At 63.0% G+C, this 16,883-nt stretch carries 12 protein-coding genes; 6 read left to right on the top strand and 6 right to left on the bottom strand.

The features are described from left to right. Positions 1 to 155: 155 nt before the first annotated feature. From MVC20_RS16550 to MVC20_RS16540, 3 genes are all read left to right on the top strand, one after another. Positions 156 to 2,351 carry a mechanosensitive ion channel domain-containing protein gene (locus MVC20_RS16550; RefSeq protein ID WP_297543390.1) on the top strand — a complete coding sequence of 732 codons (2,196 nt, stop codon included), beginning with the start codon at positions 156 to 158 and terminating at the stop codon, positions 2,349 to 2,351. Positions 2,352 to 2,592: 241 nt separating this feature from the next. After that, positions 2,593 to 3,018 (top strand): hypothetical protein, encoded by a 426-nt coding sequence (locus MVC20_RS16545; protein WP_297543389.1) that lies wholly within the window; start codon positions 2,593 to 2,595, stop codon positions 3,016 to 3,018. Between the two features lie 143 nt (positions 3,019 to 3,161). Further along, positions 3,162 to 5,543, top strand: coding sequence for a calcium-binding protein (locus tag MVC20_RS16540; protein WP_297543387.1), 2,382 nt, complete (start codon positions 3,162 to 3,164; stop codon positions 5,541 to 5,543). On the opposite strand, the gene MVC20_RS16535 is transcribed toward MVC20_RS16540, so the two are convergent. Next, a complete protein-coding gene (locus tag MVC20_RS16535; protein WP_297543385.1) occupies positions 5,530 to 6,363 on the bottom strand; it encodes a sulfotransferase family 2 domain-containing protein in 834 nt (277 codons plus the stop codon). The genes MVC20_RS16540 and MVC20_RS16535 overlap by 14 nt on opposite strands. A 147-nt stretch (positions 6,364 to 6,510) precedes the next feature. Between MVC20_RS16535 and MVC20_RS16530 the strand changes: the two genes are divergently transcribed. Beyond that, positions 6,511 to 7,563: a hypothetical protein gene (locus tag MVC20_RS16530; RefSeq protein WP_297543383.1), complete on the top strand. Its 1,053-nt coding sequence runs from the start codon at positions 6,511 to 6,513 to the stop codon at positions 7,561 to 7,563. Here the strand turns inward: MVC20_RS16530 and MVC20_RS16525 are convergent. Continuing rightward, the gene (locus tag MVC20_RS16525) at positions 7,553 to 8,344 is read right to left on the bottom strand and encodes an ABC transporter permease (RefSeq protein ID WP_363320819.1); all 792 of its coding nucleotides are present in this window, start codon (positions 8,342 to 8,344) and stop codon (positions 7,553 to 7,555) included. The genes MVC20_RS16530 and MVC20_RS16525 overlap by 11 nt on opposite strands. Positions 8,345 to 8,606: 262 nt before the next feature. Between MVC20_RS16525 and MVC20_RS16520 the strand changes: the two genes are divergently transcribed. Both MVC20_RS16520 and MVC20_RS16515 read left to right on the top strand, forming a co-directional pair. Next, positions 8,607 to 9,680, top strand: a complete 1,074-nt coding sequence (locus MVC20_RS16520) for a sugar transporter (RefSeq protein ID WP_297543379.1) — start codon at positions 8,607 to 8,609, stop codon at positions 9,678 to 9,680. A gap of 13 nt (positions 9,681 to 9,693) precedes the next feature. Next, positions 9,694 to 10,368: an ABC transporter ATP-binding protein gene (locus tag MVC20_RS16515; RefSeq protein WP_297543377.1), complete on the top strand. Its 675-nt coding sequence runs from the start codon at positions 9,694 to 9,696 to the stop codon at positions 10,366 to 10,368. 46 nt (positions 10,369 to 10,414) lie between these two features. On the opposite strand, the gene MVC20_RS16510 is transcribed toward MVC20_RS16515, so the two are convergent. From MVC20_RS16510 to glmU, 4 genes are all read right to left on the bottom strand, one after another. After that, on the bottom strand, positions 10,415 to 11,254 hold the full coding sequence (locus MVC20_RS16510) for a hypothetical protein (protein ID WP_297543374.1): 840 nt from the start codon (positions 11,252 to 11,254) through the stop codon (positions 10,415 to 10,417). A gap of 11 nt (positions 11,255 to 11,265) precedes the next feature. Further along, positions 11,266 to 13,578, bottom strand: coding sequence for a glycosyltransferase (locus tag MVC20_RS16505; RefSeq protein ID WP_297543373.1), 2,313 nt, complete (start codon positions 13,576 to 13,578; stop codon positions 11,266 to 11,268). Between the two features lie 106 nt (positions 13,579 to 13,684). Further along, on the bottom strand, positions 13,685 to 15,508 hold the full coding sequence (glmS, locus tag MVC20_RS16500; RefSeq protein ID WP_297543371.1) for a glutamine--fructose-6-phosphate transaminase (isomerizing): 1,824 nt from the start codon (positions 15,506 to 15,508) through the stop codon (positions 13,685 to 13,687). After that, positions 15,508 to 16,863 (bottom strand): bifunctional UDP-N-acetylglucosamine diphosphorylase/glucosamine-1-phosphate N-acetyltransferase GlmU, encoded by a 1,356-nt coding sequence (glmU, locus tag MVC20_RS16495; RefSeq protein WP_297543369.1) that lies wholly within the window; start codon positions 16,861 to 16,863, stop codon positions 15,508 to 15,510. The genes glmS and glmU overlap by 1 nt, the downstream gene beginning before the upstream one ends. Positions 16,864 to 16,883: the final 20 nt, after the last annotated feature.

Below are 16,883 nucleotides of genomic sequence, written 5' to 3'. Positions count from 1 at the left end.
CGTAACCCCTCCCAAACCTTGACCCCGGCGCATATACCAATAGGTATTGATGCCCTGACGCCAATTGGCGCGGTGTGCTGTGCAAGGATCGCGGTGCGCCCTCGCGGGCGCTTGTCTGTGCCCAAATACAGAACGGGACATGGAGAGCCGTTGTTATGATACGATTTTTTGCGCAGTTTCTTGTTGCCTTGTTTTTGACCGTCACCGTGGCCACGGCACAAGAGCCCGGGCAGGGTGCAGCCGATCCCGCGCTCGCGCGCTCCAGCGTAGAACTGCTGATCGACGTGATCGAGGATGATGCCGCGCGGGCCGAACTTGTCGAGCGGCTCCGCGCCGCAGGACTGCCGGACGAGGCCGAGAGTGTGGCCCCCACCAATCCGCCGCCCGAGGATCTGTCCTTTGGCCGCAGGGTTGCTCTGGTCACGCAGGCCGCCGCCGAAGATTTCGCCGAGTGGACGACGGGCTTGGCCCGCCAGATCGCCCGCGCGCCTGCCGTGCTCGATGGGCTGAGCGGGGGTGAGGCCGCCGTCCTGATCGACGCTTTGACCGAACTTGCGCTGGTGATCGCGGGAACGGTCGCGGCCTATCTGCTGCTGCGCGGCTTTGGCAAGTCGCTCTATGCCCGCATGAGCCGGTCAGCCCGTGATGGTGGGCTGGCGCGAACCATCCTGCTCTTTCTTGCCTCCGCCGTTACGGATGCGATGATCGTGCTGATCGCCTGGGCGGCGGGCTATGCGCTTGCCATTCTGGCCTTGGGCGAGTTTGGCCAGATCGGCATCCGTCAGACCCTCTATCTCAACGCCTTTCTGCTGGTGGAAATGGCCAAGGTCGCGGTCAGGCTGGTGCTGTCACCATCCGCAACCGCGCTGCGCCCGCTGCCGATCCCTGATCGGGCGGCGTCCTATCTGTCGACGCGGATCAACCTCATTGTCGGGATCGTGGGCTATGGGCAGTTGCTGATTGTGCCGATCCTCAACAGCAATGTGTCCTTTGCCGCCGGGCGGGCCGCTTCGGCGCTGATTGCCATGGCGGTTCTGATGCTTGCCATCGGGCTGGTCTTGCGCAATCGCCGCACCGTCTCTGACTGGTTGCTGGGTGCGCAGACCGAGGATGGCGCGCGGCCCAAGGGGGCGCTTGCCTATCTTGCCCGCCACTGGCACTGGCCCGCCTTGGCCTATCTTCTGGCGATGTTCCTCGTCGTGCTGATCCGCCCCGGCAACGCGGTCTTTCAGGCCTTTCTTGCCTCTGGTCAGGTGCTGGTCGTGGGGCTTCTCGGGTTCTCGGTCGCGACCTTTCTCAGCCGCGTCATGGCGCGCGGCGTGATGCTGCCGCCCAGCATGTCGGCGCGGGTGCCGCTGTTGCAGGGGCGCGTCAATGCCTTTTTGCCCAAGGTTCTCTTTGCGCTGCGCGCAGTGATCTTTGCGGGGGTCGTGCTGCTGGCCTTCAACGCGATTGGCGTTATCGACCTGCGCAGCTGGATGGTCAGCCAGTTCGGCCTGCGCCTGACGGGCATGATCCTGTCGGTGTCGCTGGTGCTGCTGGTGGCCTTCTGCCTCTGGCTTGCGCTGACGTCCTGGGTCGATTACCGGCTCAATCCCGAGTTCGGCAAGGTGGCGACCGCGCGCGAAGAGACGCTGCTCACGCTGTTGCGCAATGCCGCGACGATCGCGCTTGTTGTCGTCACCCTGATGTTCGTGCTGGCCGAAATCGGGCTCGACATCGCGCCGCTTCTGGCCTCGGCCGGGGTGCTGGGCCTCGCCATCGGTTTTGGTGCGCAAAAGATGGTGCAGGACATCATCACCGGCATTTTCATCCAGTTCGAGAATGCGATGAACGTGGGCGATGTGGTGACGGTTGGCGGTGTGACCGGCACGGTCGAGCGCCTGACGATCCGCTCTGTCAGCCTGCGCGATGTGCAGGGTGTCTATCACATCATCCCGTTTTCGTCGGTCGATATGGTGTCGAACTATGTGCGCGATTACGGCTATTTCGTCTGCGATATGGGCGTGGCGTATCGCGAGAATGTCGCCGAGGTGAAACAGGCGATGCTTGATGCCTTTGACGAACTCAGAGGCGATCCCGATCAGGCCAGCGGCATTCTCGACGATCTGGAGTGGTTCGGCGTCAACAGCTTTGGGGACAGTGCCGTGGTGCTGCGCGCCCGGATCAAATGCGTGCCGGGGCGGCAATGGGGTATCGGACGGGCGTATAATGGCGTGCTGAAAGAGGTCTTTGACGCCCGCAACATCGAAATCCCCTTTCCGCATCAGACGATCTATTTCGGCGAGAGCAAGGAAGGCCGCACGCAGAGCCTCCGGGTCGATATGGAGGCAGAGGGCACCGCGGCGTGATCGGTATGTCATGGGTCAAAGGGCGATCACGAAACGTGATAATCCCGGATGACATATCGCCCTGACAAGAGAAATTTCGAACAGGACACGCGGCGGGATCCCGCCGCGTGATGTGATTCAGACCTGTTGGCTGTTTGAAAATATTGATGAAACCTGTGGATACGGCGGATTCTTGCGGCAGCCTCTCTGATTGAACAAATTGGAGCGAAAATGACTTCCACCGAAGTCCTGCGCCTGTCCAATGGTAAGCTTCCTCAGCTTTGAAAATTCATTTGAAACCAGTTTCCCCGCCGGGACGACAGAGAACTTTCAGACTGTCACGCTCCATGATCCGTCCGGCGTGCGCATCGGAGAGTTGCTGCGCCGGCGTGTCGGTGAACTGCCGGAGGCAGAGGTAGGGCTCTATCGCAACCGCGTCGAATTCACGATTGCGCAGCCGGATGGCGGTGCCGTCATCTATCTGAACGAGAGCACGGATGGCCTTTGCGCTCCCGAAACCGGGATTGAGAACAGCAACAACGGCGGCAATGGCCTGGCGGGGTTCGTGGACGCGATGAAAATCGTTGATGTAGAGGGCGGCGCGCAGATGACCGTGAATGGCAACACGATCCTTGTCGAGGGCATCGCGGTGTCACAACTGACCGTGGACGATTTCCAGGTCCTGTAATCGACACCGGCCACCGCGCCGCGGCCTGTTTTCTTTTAACTTTCGGTAAATGCCGCAAGGCTGCCATGATTTGTTAAGCGCATGGCAGCCTTGCCTTGCCACCTTGGGTCTTGCGTGGGGACGCGGGAAAGGGGTGGATATACATGGCGGTCAGTCTGGCCCATGTCGGGACGAGTCGCGCGGCGACTTTCGAGGTTGCGCGTCCGGTGGTGGCGATCATGCCCCTGCTGGACGGGGGATTCATGCTGGCGGATTTCGCGGCCGGTCAGAGCCGGGTGGCGCGTGCCAGTGCCGCCGGCCCATTGCTCGACACGCCGTGGTTTCACGAGGCATCACCCCGCATTGCGGTGACGGTCGGGGACAGGCAGGGCGCGCTGCCCTCGGGTCTTTTGTCGGATCTGCTTGTTGCCTTGGATGCCGGGCTGCGCAGCGGCGTGCCGGGGTTTCTGGGGCAGGGTGCGGTGCAAACGCAGGCTGCCACCCTTCTTGCTGGCCGGTTCGGGGGGCGAGATCTCTTGCTTGTTGCCGCCTCTGATGGCGCGGGTCTTTCGAGCCTTGTCCTTGGTCCCGATCAGAGCGTGCAGGCAGGCATCACGGTGGCGGATACCGATACGCTCTATCTGCGCGCCATTTCCGACATCGCGGTGATCGAGAGGGCTGGCGAGGTGGTCGTCTTTGCCGCCTCTGCCCGGGAACACGGCATAACGGCCCTGCGTCTCTTGGAGGATGGTGGGCTGGAGCCCGTGACCAGCCTTGGGCGCAATGACAGCCTGCCGGTGCAGACGATCACGGCGCTCGCCCCGGCCGAGATTGCCGGGCGCGCCTTTCTGATCCTCGCGGCTGCGGACAGTTCCAGCCTGACGGTGCTTCGCGTTGGCGCCGGGGGCACGCTTGATGTCGTGGATCACGTGATCGACGGACTTGCGACGCGGTTTGCCGGAGTTTCCCATCTCGAGGTGGTGACCGTTGAGGGGCATGTGTTCGTGCTGGTCGCAGGCCGGGATGCGGGGCTGAGCCTTTTGCGCCTGACCGCAGAGGGGCGGCTTTTGCATCTCGATACGCTTGCGGATGAGGCGGCCTTTGCCCTCGACGGTGTCTCGGGCCTTGCGGCGCAGGTCCGGGCGGGCGGGATCGACATTCTGGTGACGGCGGCGGGAGAGGCGGGGTTGAGCCTTTTTCGCGTCGATCCCGGTCCTTTGGGGCTGGTTCTGCGCGGCACGGCCGCGCGGGTTGACGGCGGGGCGGGCGATGATCTCTTGTCGCGCGATGGCATGACAGGGGTGCTCGACGGCGCAGAGGGCGACGATACGCTGAGCGATGGCCCTGGCGCGGATACGCTGATTGGGGGCGCGGGGGCCGATGTCTTTGTTCTCAGGGCGGATGGGCAGCGCGATGTCATTGCCGATTTCACCCTTGGCGAGGATCGGCTTGACCTCTCGCTCTGGCCGATGTTGCGCAACCTCGGGCAGTTGGACTTTGCCGCGACAAGCGGCGGGGGCGTGCTGCGCTTTGGGCAAGAGGAATTGGAGCTGCGCAATGCGGCGGGCGGCCCCCTTGCGGTGACGGACCTGTCCAATCTGCTCTTGCCTTTGGTCTCGCATCTCGATGTGACCCTGGGGCCGGTGCAGGTGGCCCCACCTCAGGTGAGCCTGCCCCCCGTGCCGCCATCCGTGGTGCCCGGCGTTGCGCCGCGTCTGCTTGTGGGGGGCGCGGGCGACGACCTGCTCGAAGGCGGAACCGAGGCCGACACATTGGCGGGCAATGCGGGCGATGACACCCTGCGTGGCAATGCGGGCAACGACCGTCTGGCCGGGGGTGACGGGAATGACCAGATCGACGGGGGCGCGGGCGATGACAGTATCGGCGGCGGCCGGGGGGCAGATCGGCTCGACGGGCAGGCGGGCAATGACACGATGGGGGGCGGTATGGGCGACGACATCCTCTTTGGCGGCGACGGCGCCGATATTCTGAGCGGCGGGCCGGGTCTCGACCTGCTCGAAGGCGGGGCGGGCAATGACCGGCTCGCGGGCAGTTTCGACCATGACACGGTGCGCGGCGGCAGCGGCGATGACCGTATCGGCGGCGGTCCGGGGCGCGACCTGCTGGATGGGGGCGAGGGCAACGATGCGCTGGGCGGCGGCGAGGCCGACGACACCGTGTTGGGGGGCGCCGGGGATGATTTTCTGGCAGGTGGCGGGCGCAATGACCTGCTGGATGGAGGGCCCGGCGATGATACGCTCAACGGCGGTGCTGGTCACGACCGGCTGATCGGCAGAGAGGGGGCCGATGTCTTTGTGTTCAACGACTTCACCGCCGGTGAACGTGATGTGATCGTCGATTTTCAGGTGGGAGAGGACCGCTTACGCCTGGCCGGGATCGAAGGGCAGGGGTTGACCGGGCGCTTTCTCGCGCTTGATATTCAGGATACCGAGGTGGGCGCGCTCTTGCGCCACGGGGGCCATGAGATCCTGCTGGATGATGTGACGGCCGCCAGTCTTTCCCGCGACGATTTCATCTTCCTGTAAGGCGCCCCAGGGCTGGAAAGGTCCGGTTCAGCACACCGGCCCATCCGGTGCCATGAAACCCCTCTCGCGGGTCGAGCGGATAGCCCAGCGTCTTGAAATCAATGTCGTAAATGCCTTGGATCGTCGCCAGTGTTTCCGGCGAAATGAAATTTTCGTAGTTGAATTTCATGCCGCTCAACTGGCGCGCCGAGAGCTTGCCAAGATAGCCCTCGACCGGGGTTTCCGGCAGTCGGGTGCGGTTGAGCACGCGCGGTGTATGCCGCAATCCCAGTTTGCGCGCGACCCGTGACAGTTCCACATCCAGCCGCTCGACATGAACCACGTAATCATAGTGGATGCCCACCTCCTTGTAGAAGGCGGGCACCTGCGTTTCCCAATGCCCGTTGATCAGGTTCTCGGGGCGCGGACGGCTGGCATGCAGATGCGCGATCGTGTCCAGAAACGCCTCGAAGGACATGCTGTTGTCCTGCGCATCCGCCCCGGTGCGCGCGCAATAGACATCGTGGAGGTCCTGCGCAAAGGGCTCCAGGTCCGCGCGGCAGAGCAGTGGCCTGCCGCGATAGATACAGAACTTGTTGAAATAGGCGCTGATGACCCGTGTCACCGGATGCCGCACGACGATCACCGAGCGATAGTTGCGCGTCACAAGCGCCTCGGCGCAGCCGCGAAAGGGGGCGCTGTTGGCGTGAAAATACTGTTTCTGGGCCGGGCGTGACGGCATGTTATCGGCGATAAAGTTGAACAGCGTGGTGCAGGCCGCCTTTTGCGACCAGAAGAACACGGTTCTGCTGTCATCGTGAATGTAGCCGCGCCAGCCCATGCGCTCTGCCTTTGACCCAGGGTTCGTTTCTCACGGCTTAATGCGCGGGGCCTTGCTTGGCAACGCGCAGCTCGGGTTTTTGCGCCTTGTCTCGCGCGGCGTGGGTCACTAGGTTGCCCCCGATTGACTGGAGGGCATTTGATCATCATGGCCAAGCGCCTTTTTCTGCATGTCGGAATGCCGAAATGTGCCACGACGTCGATTCAGGCCTATCTTGCGGAGCATGCCAACGATCTGGCCGCGCGCGGGCTGCACTATGACTTTGCCCCCGGCGCGCGCGCTCCTGAGCAGGGGAACGCCAGCCATCTCGCCAATGCCCTGATCACGGGCGACCCTCGGCGGGGGTGGTCGCTTCTCGATCATTTCCTGCGTGCCGAAGGCGATGTGATCCTCAGTTCCGAGTATCTTTTTGGCGTTTCCCGCGGATCTGTCGCGGAGGATCTGGTTGCGCGTATCCGCCAGGCCGGTTTCGATGTCAGCTTGATCTGTTATGTCCGCCGTCAGGATCTGTGGATCGAGTCCGACTACAAGCAGCATGTCAAAAGCGGTGCCGACTGGCGCCGGGGAATTGTGGCGCTGCTGGACGAGCGGGTCGAGAAACAGGTGCTGAACTATAACGCCATGCTGATGAACTGGTCCCGCTTCGTGGGGCGGGACAATGTGATCGCGGTGCCCTTGCGGCCAGAGCAAGGGCCCGACTATGCGCTACGCCGGTTTCTTGAGGTGCTGGGTGTTGCGGATATGCTGCCACAGGGGGCCGCCGGCCCCAAGCATCACAATGTCAGCCCGCCGACCGGCCTCATAGAGCCGGCGCGCTATCTCAAGCGTGCAATGCTGGATCGGGGCATCTCGATGCCGCTTGTTCAGCAAGAGGTGGACCGCTTCCTTGACGTGGCCCCACGGCTGGTTTCCGTCCCGAAGCGGCGGTTCCTGCTGACCCATATCCGGCGGCAACGTCTGTTGCAGAATTGCGAGACCTCGAATGCCGCGCTCGCGCGCAATTTTCTTGGGGGTGTTCCGGCGTTCGACATGGTGCCGGAATACGACGCGCCAAGCGAAAACCCGCTCGGGGCAGAGGCCGCGGGCATTCTTGCGGCCTATCACGTCGACGGCCAAACCAGCCTGCGCAGGCAGAGCCGCGTTATGCTCGGCCTGAGCCGCCTCAAACGCTCGGTTACGGGATCACGTATCAGAAGTTGACGATATCCCGGTGATACCGGCGCAACAGCAACAGCCCAAGTGCCAGTGTGATGCCCGAGACCGCCAGCACGTAAGCCGACGAGACATAGGTGGCGTCATAGGTGCTGTAAATTCCCCGGCGCACCAGTCCGACGGGATGGATCAACGGATTCCACCACATCCAGTCCCGGTAGGGCAAAGGCACGGTATCGATCAGGACGATGACGCCGGAAACAATGAACATAGGGCGGTTCAAGACCGCCCATGCCCGTTCCCAGATCGGAAAGACCGAAAGCAAAAAGCAATTGATCGTCCCGACACCTGCCCCGAGTGCAAACGCGAGCGTGTAACCCAGGGCAATGGCCTTGATGTCGACGATGACGTTGATGTCATAGAAAATGATGATCATGGGCAGGAGGGTCACTGCAATCATGATGCTTGTCATCGCGTTCAGAAGAAAGCGCGCAATCAGCGCGTCGGTGTAGGTGACGCCAGGATAGAATAACAACTGCTTGGAATACCGCAGCGCCACCGACATCTTGTTGCTGATGTCCATATAGGCCATGAACGGCAGAATACCCGTTGCAAAGAACAGCGGAAAACTGGTGCCGAGACTTGGACTTCGGAAGGCCAGGGAAAAGATGAAGGTCAGCAGGAAAATACCCGCCACGGGCTCCAGAATGGCCCAGAGATACCCCAAAGACGAGCGCCCGTAGGTCGAGGACATTTCGCGCAGCATGAGCGCGACCACCGTCTGGACGGTGCCTGTCTGCTTGCGCGGAAGGGCAGGGGGAAAGGTCATATTTGTCATCTTGACGGATGGTGTATCACCCTGTCCTTTGATAGAAAATCCCCATCCGACAGATGTGATCGGACAACAACAGACCAAAGAGCACGATTTGAACCAGTCCAATTCTCCCGCGGAAAAAGTGGCCCAACCCTCTGAACAGGGGGCCGCCCCAAAAACAGGGCCGGGTCCGAACGTGGTTCAGGCCCCGTCCCCCCAGACGCCCGTGCGGCCACCTGCCAAACCGGCGAGTCTGCGCCGGCGGCACATCATCATTATGCTCAGCTTTGTTCTGTGGTTTGTCCTGCCTGTGGCGGTGTCGGGCTGGTATCTCTACACTATCGCGCGCGACCAATACGCAAGCCATGTCGGCTTTTCCGTGCGCACAGAGGAAATCGGCTCTGCCATCGAGCTCTTGGGCGGCATCACAGAGTTGTCGGGGTCCAGTTCCTCGGACACGGACATTCTCTACGAATTCATCCAGAGCCCGCAAATCGTGCGCGCCGTGAACGATCAGCTCGACATGGCGGAGATTTACCAGCGCCCCGGCGATCCGGTATTCACGCTCGGAGAAGATACAAGGATCGAGGCGCTGCTGTCCTACTGGCAGCGCATGGTCAAGATTTTCTATGACCGCAGCAGTGGGCTGGTGGAAATTCGCGTGCTCGCCTTCGATCCGCAGGATGCCAAGGCCGTGGCCGAGGTGGTGTTCACCGAGAGCAGCAACATGATAAACGAGCTGTCGGCCATCGCCCGCGCCGACGCCATGCGCTATGCCGAGGAAGAATTGGCACGCGCCGAGGAGCGGCTCAAGGTTTCCAACAGGTCTCTCACCAGCTTCCGCAATCGGACACAGATCGTCGATCCGGCGGCGGATGTTCAGGGGCAGATGGGCCTTCTGAACTCGCTCAGCGCGCAGATGGCCGAGGCGCAGATCGAGCTGGAGCTTTTGCTCGACACTGCCAATGAGAGCGATCCCCGTGTCAATCAGGCCAACCGCAAGATCGCGGCGATCCAGAAACTGATCGACGACGAGCGCTCGACGTTCGGGGGGTCCTCTCGCGTGTCCGGGGTTCAGCAGTATTCCGAGTTGCTCGAAGAATATCAGGCCCTCGAACTCGAACGGCAGTTCGCCGAAAAGAGCTATCTCTCGGCCCTCGCCGCCCGCGATGTCGCCTTTGCCGAGGCGCAGCGGCAATCGCGCTATCTCGCCACTCATATTTCGCCGACCCTGGCCGAAACCGCAGAGTATCCGCGGCGCGAACTGTTGCTTTTGATGATCGCGGGCTTCTCGCTATTGTCCTGGTCGATTCTTGTGATGGTCTATTATTCCCTGCGCGACAGGCGCTGAGCGGACGCGTCCGATGATCGAGATACGCAACCTGTGCAAGACCTTCGTGCTCAACGGGCGCCACAAGGTGGTTGCGGACAACATCTCTGCCGTGTTCCCGGATCGCACGGTGGTGGCCATTCTCGGGCGCAACGGCGCGGGCAAATCGAGCCTGCTCAAGATGCTGTCGGGTTCCATGGACCCTGACAGCGGCGAGGTGATCAGCACAGGCACGATTTCCTGGCCGGTGGGCTTTGCCGGGAGCTTTCATCCCGAGATGACCGGGCTACAGAATGTCCGCTTCATCGCGCGGGTATATGGCGTGGACACGGCGGAACTGGTCGATTTCGTCGTGGACTTTGCCGGGCTGGGGCAACATTTCTACCTGCCGGTGCGCACCTATTCCTCGGGGATGCGCTCGCGCCTCGCCTTCGGGGTGTCGATGGGCATACACTTCGAAACGTATCTTGTGGACGAGGTGACAGCGGTCGGCGACGCCGCCTTTCGCGAGAAATCCGAACATCTCTTTGCGGAGCGCGTCACGCAGAGCGGGGCGATCATGGTGACGCATAACATGGCGCAGGTCAAACGGCTCTGTAATCGTGCCGGTGTGCTCGAGGATGGATGCCTGACCCTCTATGACGACGTGGACGAGGCCATCGCGCGCCATAGGGAATTGATGAAAACAGGCAAGGCAAACTCCGGCTGATACCTCGTCTGGCGGGGCCGGTGGCCTCTGCCCGACCCTGGGCTTTTCAGACCTCGACGTCGCGGCGCACCGGCGCGCGGTTGTCAAAGCCGAACTGTGTCAGCAGAGCCTCGTTATGCGGGCGAAACTGCTCTTCCAGCCATGCGATCCGCTCTGGGCTGCGGCCCATGTCCGGCTCTTGCGTGTGGTGAAACGCGGTCGTGAACATTTGCCGGATGTCGTCATCGGCACAGGCCGGATCGAGCATGGCAGCCGCGATGATGTCGCAATCCTGCATCCGCAACGAGGGGTTGGTATGGTGGTGCGGCACCTCCCAGTTCATGCCCTCGGGATGGCCCAGAACCGCGCCGAGCACGGGTTGGATATTGCGGTGACTGTCCAGAATGATCGGCAGGTCGGGAAACAGCTTGCCCCAGTTCGTCAAATAGGTGGCGGGCTTCATCGTGTCGATCCGGCGCTTGGCGAAAGTCTCGAAATCGCGCCCGCCATAGGGTTTGCGTTCTGCCAGGAAGGTATCGAAAAACTGCTTCATGAATTGCGAATAATCGCCAAACACGAAGTCACTGAACGGGCGCAGGAACACCAGAAGTTGCACCGCAATCCCGGCCTCCTTGGCGATCTCTGAAAGCGCAATGCCCCGTTTCGAGAGCGCATAGAGATCCTCGTGGCTCAGCACGACGGTGTGCACACCATCCATGAACATGGCGGCCACTTCGGCTTTGGTGATGTCGGCGATATCACCGGCATTGCCGGGATGCGTTCCGGGCGGCGCGGGATAGTGAATGCCGTGCTGCAACAGCGTCTCGGAATTCTGTAGCATCACGCGCTGGAGATAGGTCGAGCCACATTTGGGCGAGCCGATATGCAGGATGATCTTTTGGGTCATGTGGCAGGCTTCTAGGGCCGTGCAAGGCGTGTGGCAAGCCGATTGGCAAGATGGTCGATCATCTCCTCCGGATGGCTGCCAAGATCGCGCAGATCAATCTCGCGCTCAGATTTGCCCACCGGGGCGGCGTGCCACGCTGTGCTGAGGGCATCGGCCAGATCCGGTGCCGTGGCAGGCACGGAGAGGATGGCGGGGCTCAACCGGCTCAGGTCCTTGGGGCCAAAGCCGTTGGTGACAACCCGCACCCCTGCGGCCGCCATTTCCAGCGGTGGGTGGCTGGGGTGCGGCGAATACATCAGCGACAGGCCCAGATCGACCGTGCCCAGATAGTCGGGGTAATCCTCCCACGGCAGTTTGCCGAGACTCCGAAGCACATGCCCCGCTGGCAGGGTGACATCGCCGTGATGCTGTCCGATGGATATGAGTTCGATTTCCTCGGGGCGCAGATTCTCTCGGGTGACGAACCGTGCGAGCGCCTCGATTGCGGTGGCATACATATTGCGCGGCACGTCGGGCCGCCCATAGAGCGCCAGGCGGCGCGGGCCATTGCCCGCCTCGCGGCGCGCGACATGGCTGTAGCGCGCGATGTCGATCGACGGATGAAATGCCAGAGCATCCCCTGAGGCAAACCCGAACCCTTGCTGGTCGAACCAGTCACGCAGCAGGGTCGTGTTGAACACCGGATCGAAATCAAAGTGATAGCTGGCCATGGCATCGGCGAATTCCGGACCCCAGGCATAGAAATGCGGCTCGTAATCCTGAATGAGATAGAGAAACCGTGCCTGTGCCATCTCGTGACGCCGGATCAGCTTTTCCGCTACATGCGCGCTCCACCAGGCGGTCGCCATGAACATATCCCCGGGATGGAGCGAGAGCGTTTCGCTCTGCACGCCGCAGAGAAGGCTTATCCGTGCTGCGACCGCCTCGAGGTGCTGCGCCTGTCCAAGACGCCCCAGCACGAAGCTCCGCGACGTGCCCGGAGAGGACAACGGCAGATCGGTGGCGATGAACCGCACGGCATAGCCGCGCACCGCAAGTCCAAGCCCGATGTCGAGCGCGGTGGCAATCCCGGCAAAGATTTCGGTCGGGTTGAGTGTCGGCACAAGGATGTTCAGCGCGGCATGGGGTGCCGTGAACTCTGGCACAAAGCGCGGTTCCTTGCGCAGATCGACAATGGACTCGTGCTTGACCGGTGCCTTTGCCGGACCGGAGAAACTCTGGGGTGGGCGCGGTGACATGCCCGGTGACAGCGAATAGAGCCGCGTATCAAATGCGTCGATAGCATTTCGCAGCCCCGGTCCAAGCGCTTCCCGCAGGCTCCAGATGGCGCGTCCGGCGCTGACCACGGTGAATCCGGCCGCGATCCGCGCCAGCCCTGCGTGCCCCTGAAGCCCCAGGGCGAGGGCATCGCGCAGATGTATGCCCATCCCGCGCATGCGGCGCAGATAGGGGCGCAGCGGCGCGGTTTTGGCCTCGCCATGTTTCAGGCGGCCGTCGGTGACGGCATCGCTCAGCCGGTTATAGGTCGACTGCCCGAGGTAGCGTGCCAGCGCATAGGCGGTGGCCTCTTTGCGCATCCACATGGCGTCGGGGCGCTTCCAGCGTGGTCCTTTGGCCTGGCTGCGGTCAATCGCCCCCATCACGTTGCTCTGATGCTGGCGATAATCCACCAGAGGCGCGTCGATCAGATGCACCCCGCCCGTGGCCGAGGCCAGGAGGCCAAGCCAGAGATCATGGTAGAAATGCACCCCGCTCTGCGGTGGAAAGGGCAGCGCCAGCCGCACCAGCCGGGGCCGCATCAGCATGGTCATGCCGGTGATATTGTTGCGATACAGCAGGCCACGCAGGCCGGGCCTCTTCTTGCGCCGCTCAAACGCGAACATCGAGCGGTGCAACTCGGTCGTCCCATCCGGCCCTACAAGGCGTGCATCGCTGTGAACAAGATCCGCACCGCTGGCCGCAAGCGCCGCAACCCCGCGCTCCAGTCGATCGGCATGCCAGATGTCATCCTGATCGCAGAGCGCGATCAACGCCGCGTCCTCGTCCAGCCCCTGGGCGTCGATCAGGTTCAGCGCCTCGCTCAGCCCCGCCTCGAAGGCCCGCACCGCGTCGAGTGGAACATCGCTGGGAATTACCGTCAGGGGCAGGTTCGGGGCTGCGGCCGCTGCTGTCGTCGCGACCAGCGCCGCAGAACTGGTGTCGGCAATCACCGCCACCAGATGACGATCCTCATGGCTCTGATCCGCAAGCGACCTCATCTGCGCCGCCAGATACTCAGGCTCTGGCTGGAACACGGCCATTATGATGAATATGCGCGGCGCCATCATGTCCTGAGTGATCAAAATACCGCTAGCGCTCTAACCGAGCGCTCCTGCCAATGCAAGCCGGGTGCGCCCGGCACATGGTCTCGGGCCCGTGTCGCCCGCCGTGTCATTCAACCGTAACGGATTTCGCGAGGTTTCTGGGCTGATCCACATCGGTCCCTTTTGCCACGGCGGTGTGATAGGCGAGCAACTGCGCGGGCAGGGCATAGAGGATGGGGGTCAGCATGGCGTCGGTATCGGGCAGGGTGATGGTCTGCCAGACGCAATCACCCGCCTGCATCACGCCCCGCGCATCCGAAACCAGCACCATTCGCCCGCCGCGCGCCATGACCTCTTGCATGTTCGAGACGGTCTTGTCGAACAGCGCATCACAGGGGGCCATGACAACCACCGGCATCGTCTCGTCGATCAGCGCGATCGGCCCGTGCTTCAACTCGCCCGAAGCATAGGCCTCGGCGTGGATATAGCTGATTTCCTTGAGTTTCAGCGCCCCTTCCAGCGCCAAGGGATACATCAGGCCGCGCCCGAGAAAGAGCGCGCTTGGGGCGGTCGCGAGCTGCCGCGCGATAGCTCTGATCTGGTCGCTGCACTCCATCGCGGTGTTGAACGCGGCGGGCAGGGCGCGCAGCCCGGACAGAAGATCGGCCAGACGTTCCGACCCGATATGGCCCCGGTCCTGCGCTGCCTTGAGCGCCAGAAGAAAGAGCACGGTCAACTGACAGGTGAAGGCCTTGGTCGAGGCCACGCCGATCTCGGCTCCGGCATGAATCGACAGGACGAGATCGCTCTCGCGGGCGATGGAACTCTCTGGCACATTGACCACCGACACGATCTGCGCGGCGCGCCCCTGCATATAGCGCAGTGCTGCCAGCGTATCGGCGGTTTCCCCCGACTGGCTGACAAAGACCGCCACGGTGCCGGGGCTCACGGGGGGCTCGCGATAGCGAAACTCCGAGGCGATATCGACCTCGACCGGCAGGCGCGCCAATTGCTCGAACCAGTATTTCGCGGTGAGGCAGGCATAATAGGCGGTGCCGCAGGCGACGAGTGTCAGCCGCTCGATCTGGGCAAAGTTCGGCACACCTTCGGGCAGGGTCAGGCTGGTGCCGTCGCTGCTCAGATAATGCCCGAGGGCTGCTCCGATGACCGAGGGTTGCTCGGCGATTTCCTTGGCCATGAAATGCCGATGCCCCGCCTTGTCGACACGGGCTGCCTCGATCTCGATGGTCTTGATGGGGCGGTTGGCCAGATGACCATGGATGTCCGTTATCTCGAGGCTTTGGCGCGTCACAACCGCGATGTCGCCCTCTTCCAGATACGTGATCCGGTCGGTCATCGGGGCCAGCGCAATGGCGTCCGAGCCGACGAACATCTCGCCCGTGCCATGGCCCACCGCCAGAGGGCTGCCACGCCGCGCGGCGACCAGCAGATCGGGCTCATTCTCGAACAGGAAACAGAGCGCATAGGCCCCTTCAAGACGGCCAACCGTGGCGCGGGCCGCCTCGACCGGGCTCATGCCGCGCTGCATGTAATGATGCGCCAGAAGGGCCACGGTCTCGGTGTCGGTCTCGGTCTCATAGGCAATGCCATGGGCGGCCAGTTCGGTCCGCAGCGCCCGGAAATTCTCGATAATGCCGTTGTGGACCACCGCCACGGGCCCGGAGCGGTGGGGATGGGCGTTTGCCTCGGTCGGTGCGCCATGGGTGGCCCAGCGGGTGTGTCCGATCCCCGCCTTGCCCGCCAGCGGATGATGCACCAGCAGATCGGCCAGGTTCACCAGCTTGCCCACCGCGCGGCGACGATCCAGACGCCCCTCGTTGATCGTGGCGATCCCGGCGCTGTCATAGCCGCGATATTCCAGCCGCTTGAGTGCCTCAACCAGCAGCGGCGCCGCCTCGTGATCCCCCAGAACTCCGACAATTCCACACATCAGTTTGATCCTTTGTCGCGTTTTCCGGCACGTGCCTTCAACAGATCGAAGAGTTTGCGTGCCCGGCCCGGCATGTCCACCTGCGGTGCGCGGGCAATGGCCAGCGCATCAGGAGCCACATCGTGCGTGATCACCGATCCCGATCCGGTCATCGCCCCGTCGCCCAGTGTCACCGGGGCCACCAGCATGGTGTTGGAGCCCACGAAAACGCGCGCGCCGATCACCGTCTCATGTTTGCTCACGCCGTCGTAGTTGCAGGTGATGGTGCCCGCGCCGATATTGCTCTCGTCGCCTACGCGCGCATCCCCGATATAGCTCAGGTGGTTGACCTTGGCCCCTTCGCCGATCAGCGCGTTCTTGACCTCGACGAAATTGCCGATGCGGGCGTGTTCGGCCAGTTCGGTGCCGGGGCGCAGCCGGGCATAGGGGCCAACCACCGCGCCGCGCGCCACATGGCAGCCCTCGAGATGCGAAAACGCGCGGACATGCGCGCCGGTCTCGATGGTCACGCCGGGGCCAAAGACCACATAGGGCTCGATCAGACTGTCGCGGCCCAGCCATGTGTCATAGGCGAAGTGCACCGTGTCCGGCGCGACGAGGGTCACGCCGGTTTCCAACGCCTCGGCCCGTTTGCGTGCCTGAAACGCGGTCTCTGCCCGCGCCAGTTCGGCGCGTGAATTGATACCCATCGTCTCGGCTTCGGCGCAGGTGACGGCGGTGGCCGACAGCCCCCGCGCGCGGGCCAGCCCCACGATGTCGGTCAGATAATATTCGCCCGCTGCATTGGCATTGCCGACCTCTGCGATGAGGTCGAACAGCAAAGCCGCAGGTGCCAGAACCACGCCACTGTTGCACAGCGTCACGGCGCGTTCTGCGTCGGTTGCGTCCTTGAACTCGACGATCCGCAGCAGGGTGTCGCCATCTGTTACCAACCGCCCGTAGCGGCCCGGATCGTCAGCCTCGAACCCCAGCACCACGATGTCATGAGCCGCGCGCGCGGCCTGCATCCGCTCCAGCGTGTCCGGCTGGATAAAGGGCGTGTCGCCATAGAGCACCAGCGCATCACCGCCATAGCCCGCGAGGCGCGGCGCGGCCTGCGCCACCGCATGTGCCGTGCCCAGTTGCTCGGTCTGGATCACGATTTCCGCGCTTTCGTCAAATTCGAGAGCGGCGGCACGCACCGCCTCGGCGCCATGTCCGGCCACGACGATCACCTGATCGGGTTCCAGCGTCGCGCCCGCCTGCATCGCGTGCCCGAGCATCGGCGCGCCGCCGATCGGGTGCAGCACCTTGGGGAGATCGGAATTCATCCGCGTCCCCTGACCCGCGGCCAGTATGATCAGTGCCGTCGCCATTCTGTGCCCTCTGCCCCGTT

It is taken from the genome of Roseovarius sp., from assembly GCF_027019125.1.
Taxonomy (GTDB): Bacteria; Pseudomonadota; Alphaproteobacteria; order Rhodobacterales; family Rhodobacteraceae; genus Roseovarius.
The sequence above is the reverse complement of the archived record's forward strand: the minus strand, read 5'-3'. Positions and strand labels throughout refer to the sequence as shown.

What these genes read in the sequence shown, in the direction of transcription:
- MVC20_RS16520 (WP_297543379.1), top strand. Translation starts at nt 8,607, where the DNA reads ATGCTCAGCTTTGTTCTGTGGTTTGTCCTGCCTGTGGCGGTGTCGGGC.
- glmS (WP_297543371.1), bottom strand. Translation starts at nt 15,508, where the DNA reads ATGTGTGGAATTGTCGGAGTTCTGGGGGATCACGAGGCGGCGCCGCTG.
- MVC20_RS16535 (WP_297543385.1), bottom strand. Translation starts at nt 6,363, where the DNA reads ATGGGCTGGCGCGGCTACATTCACGATGACAGCAGAACCGTGTTCTTC.
- MVC20_RS16545 (WP_297543389.1), top strand. Translation starts at nt 2,593, where the DNA reads ATGGTAAGCTTCCTCAGCTTTGAAAATTCATTTGAAACCAGTTTCCCC.
- MVC20_RS16505 (WP_297543373.1), bottom strand. Translation starts at nt 13,578, where the DNA reads ATGGCGCCGCGCATATTCATCATAATGGCCGTGTTCCAGCCAGAGCCT.
- MVC20_RS16525 (WP_363320819.1), bottom strand. Translation starts at nt 8,344, where the DNA reads ATGACCTTTCCCCCTGCCCTTCCGCGCAAGCAGACAGGCACCGTCCAG.
- MVC20_RS16550 (WP_297543390.1), top strand. Translation starts at nt 156, where the DNA reads ATGATACGATTTTTTGCGCAGTTTCTTGTTGCCTTGTTTTTGACCGTC.
- MVC20_RS16530 (WP_297543383.1), top strand. Translation starts at nt 6,511, where the DNA reads ATGGCCAAGCGCCTTTTTCTGCATGTCGGAATGCCGAAATGTGCCACG.
- MVC20_RS16515 (WP_297543377.1), top strand. Translation starts at nt 9,694, where the DNA reads ATGATCGAGATACGCAACCTGTGCAAGACCTTCGTGCTCAACGGGCGC.
- MVC20_RS16510 (WP_297543374.1), bottom strand. Translation starts at nt 11,254, where the DNA reads ATGACCCAAAAGATCATCCTGCATATCGGCTCGCCCAAATGTGGCTCG.
- MVC20_RS16540 (WP_297543387.1), top strand. Translation starts at nt 3,162, where the DNA reads ATGGCGGTCAGTCTGGCCCATGTCGGGACGAGTCGCGCGGCGACTTTC.
- glmU (WP_297543369.1), bottom strand. Translation starts at nt 16,863, where the DNA reads ATGGCGACGGCACTGATCATACTGGCCGCGGGTCAGGGGACGCGGATG.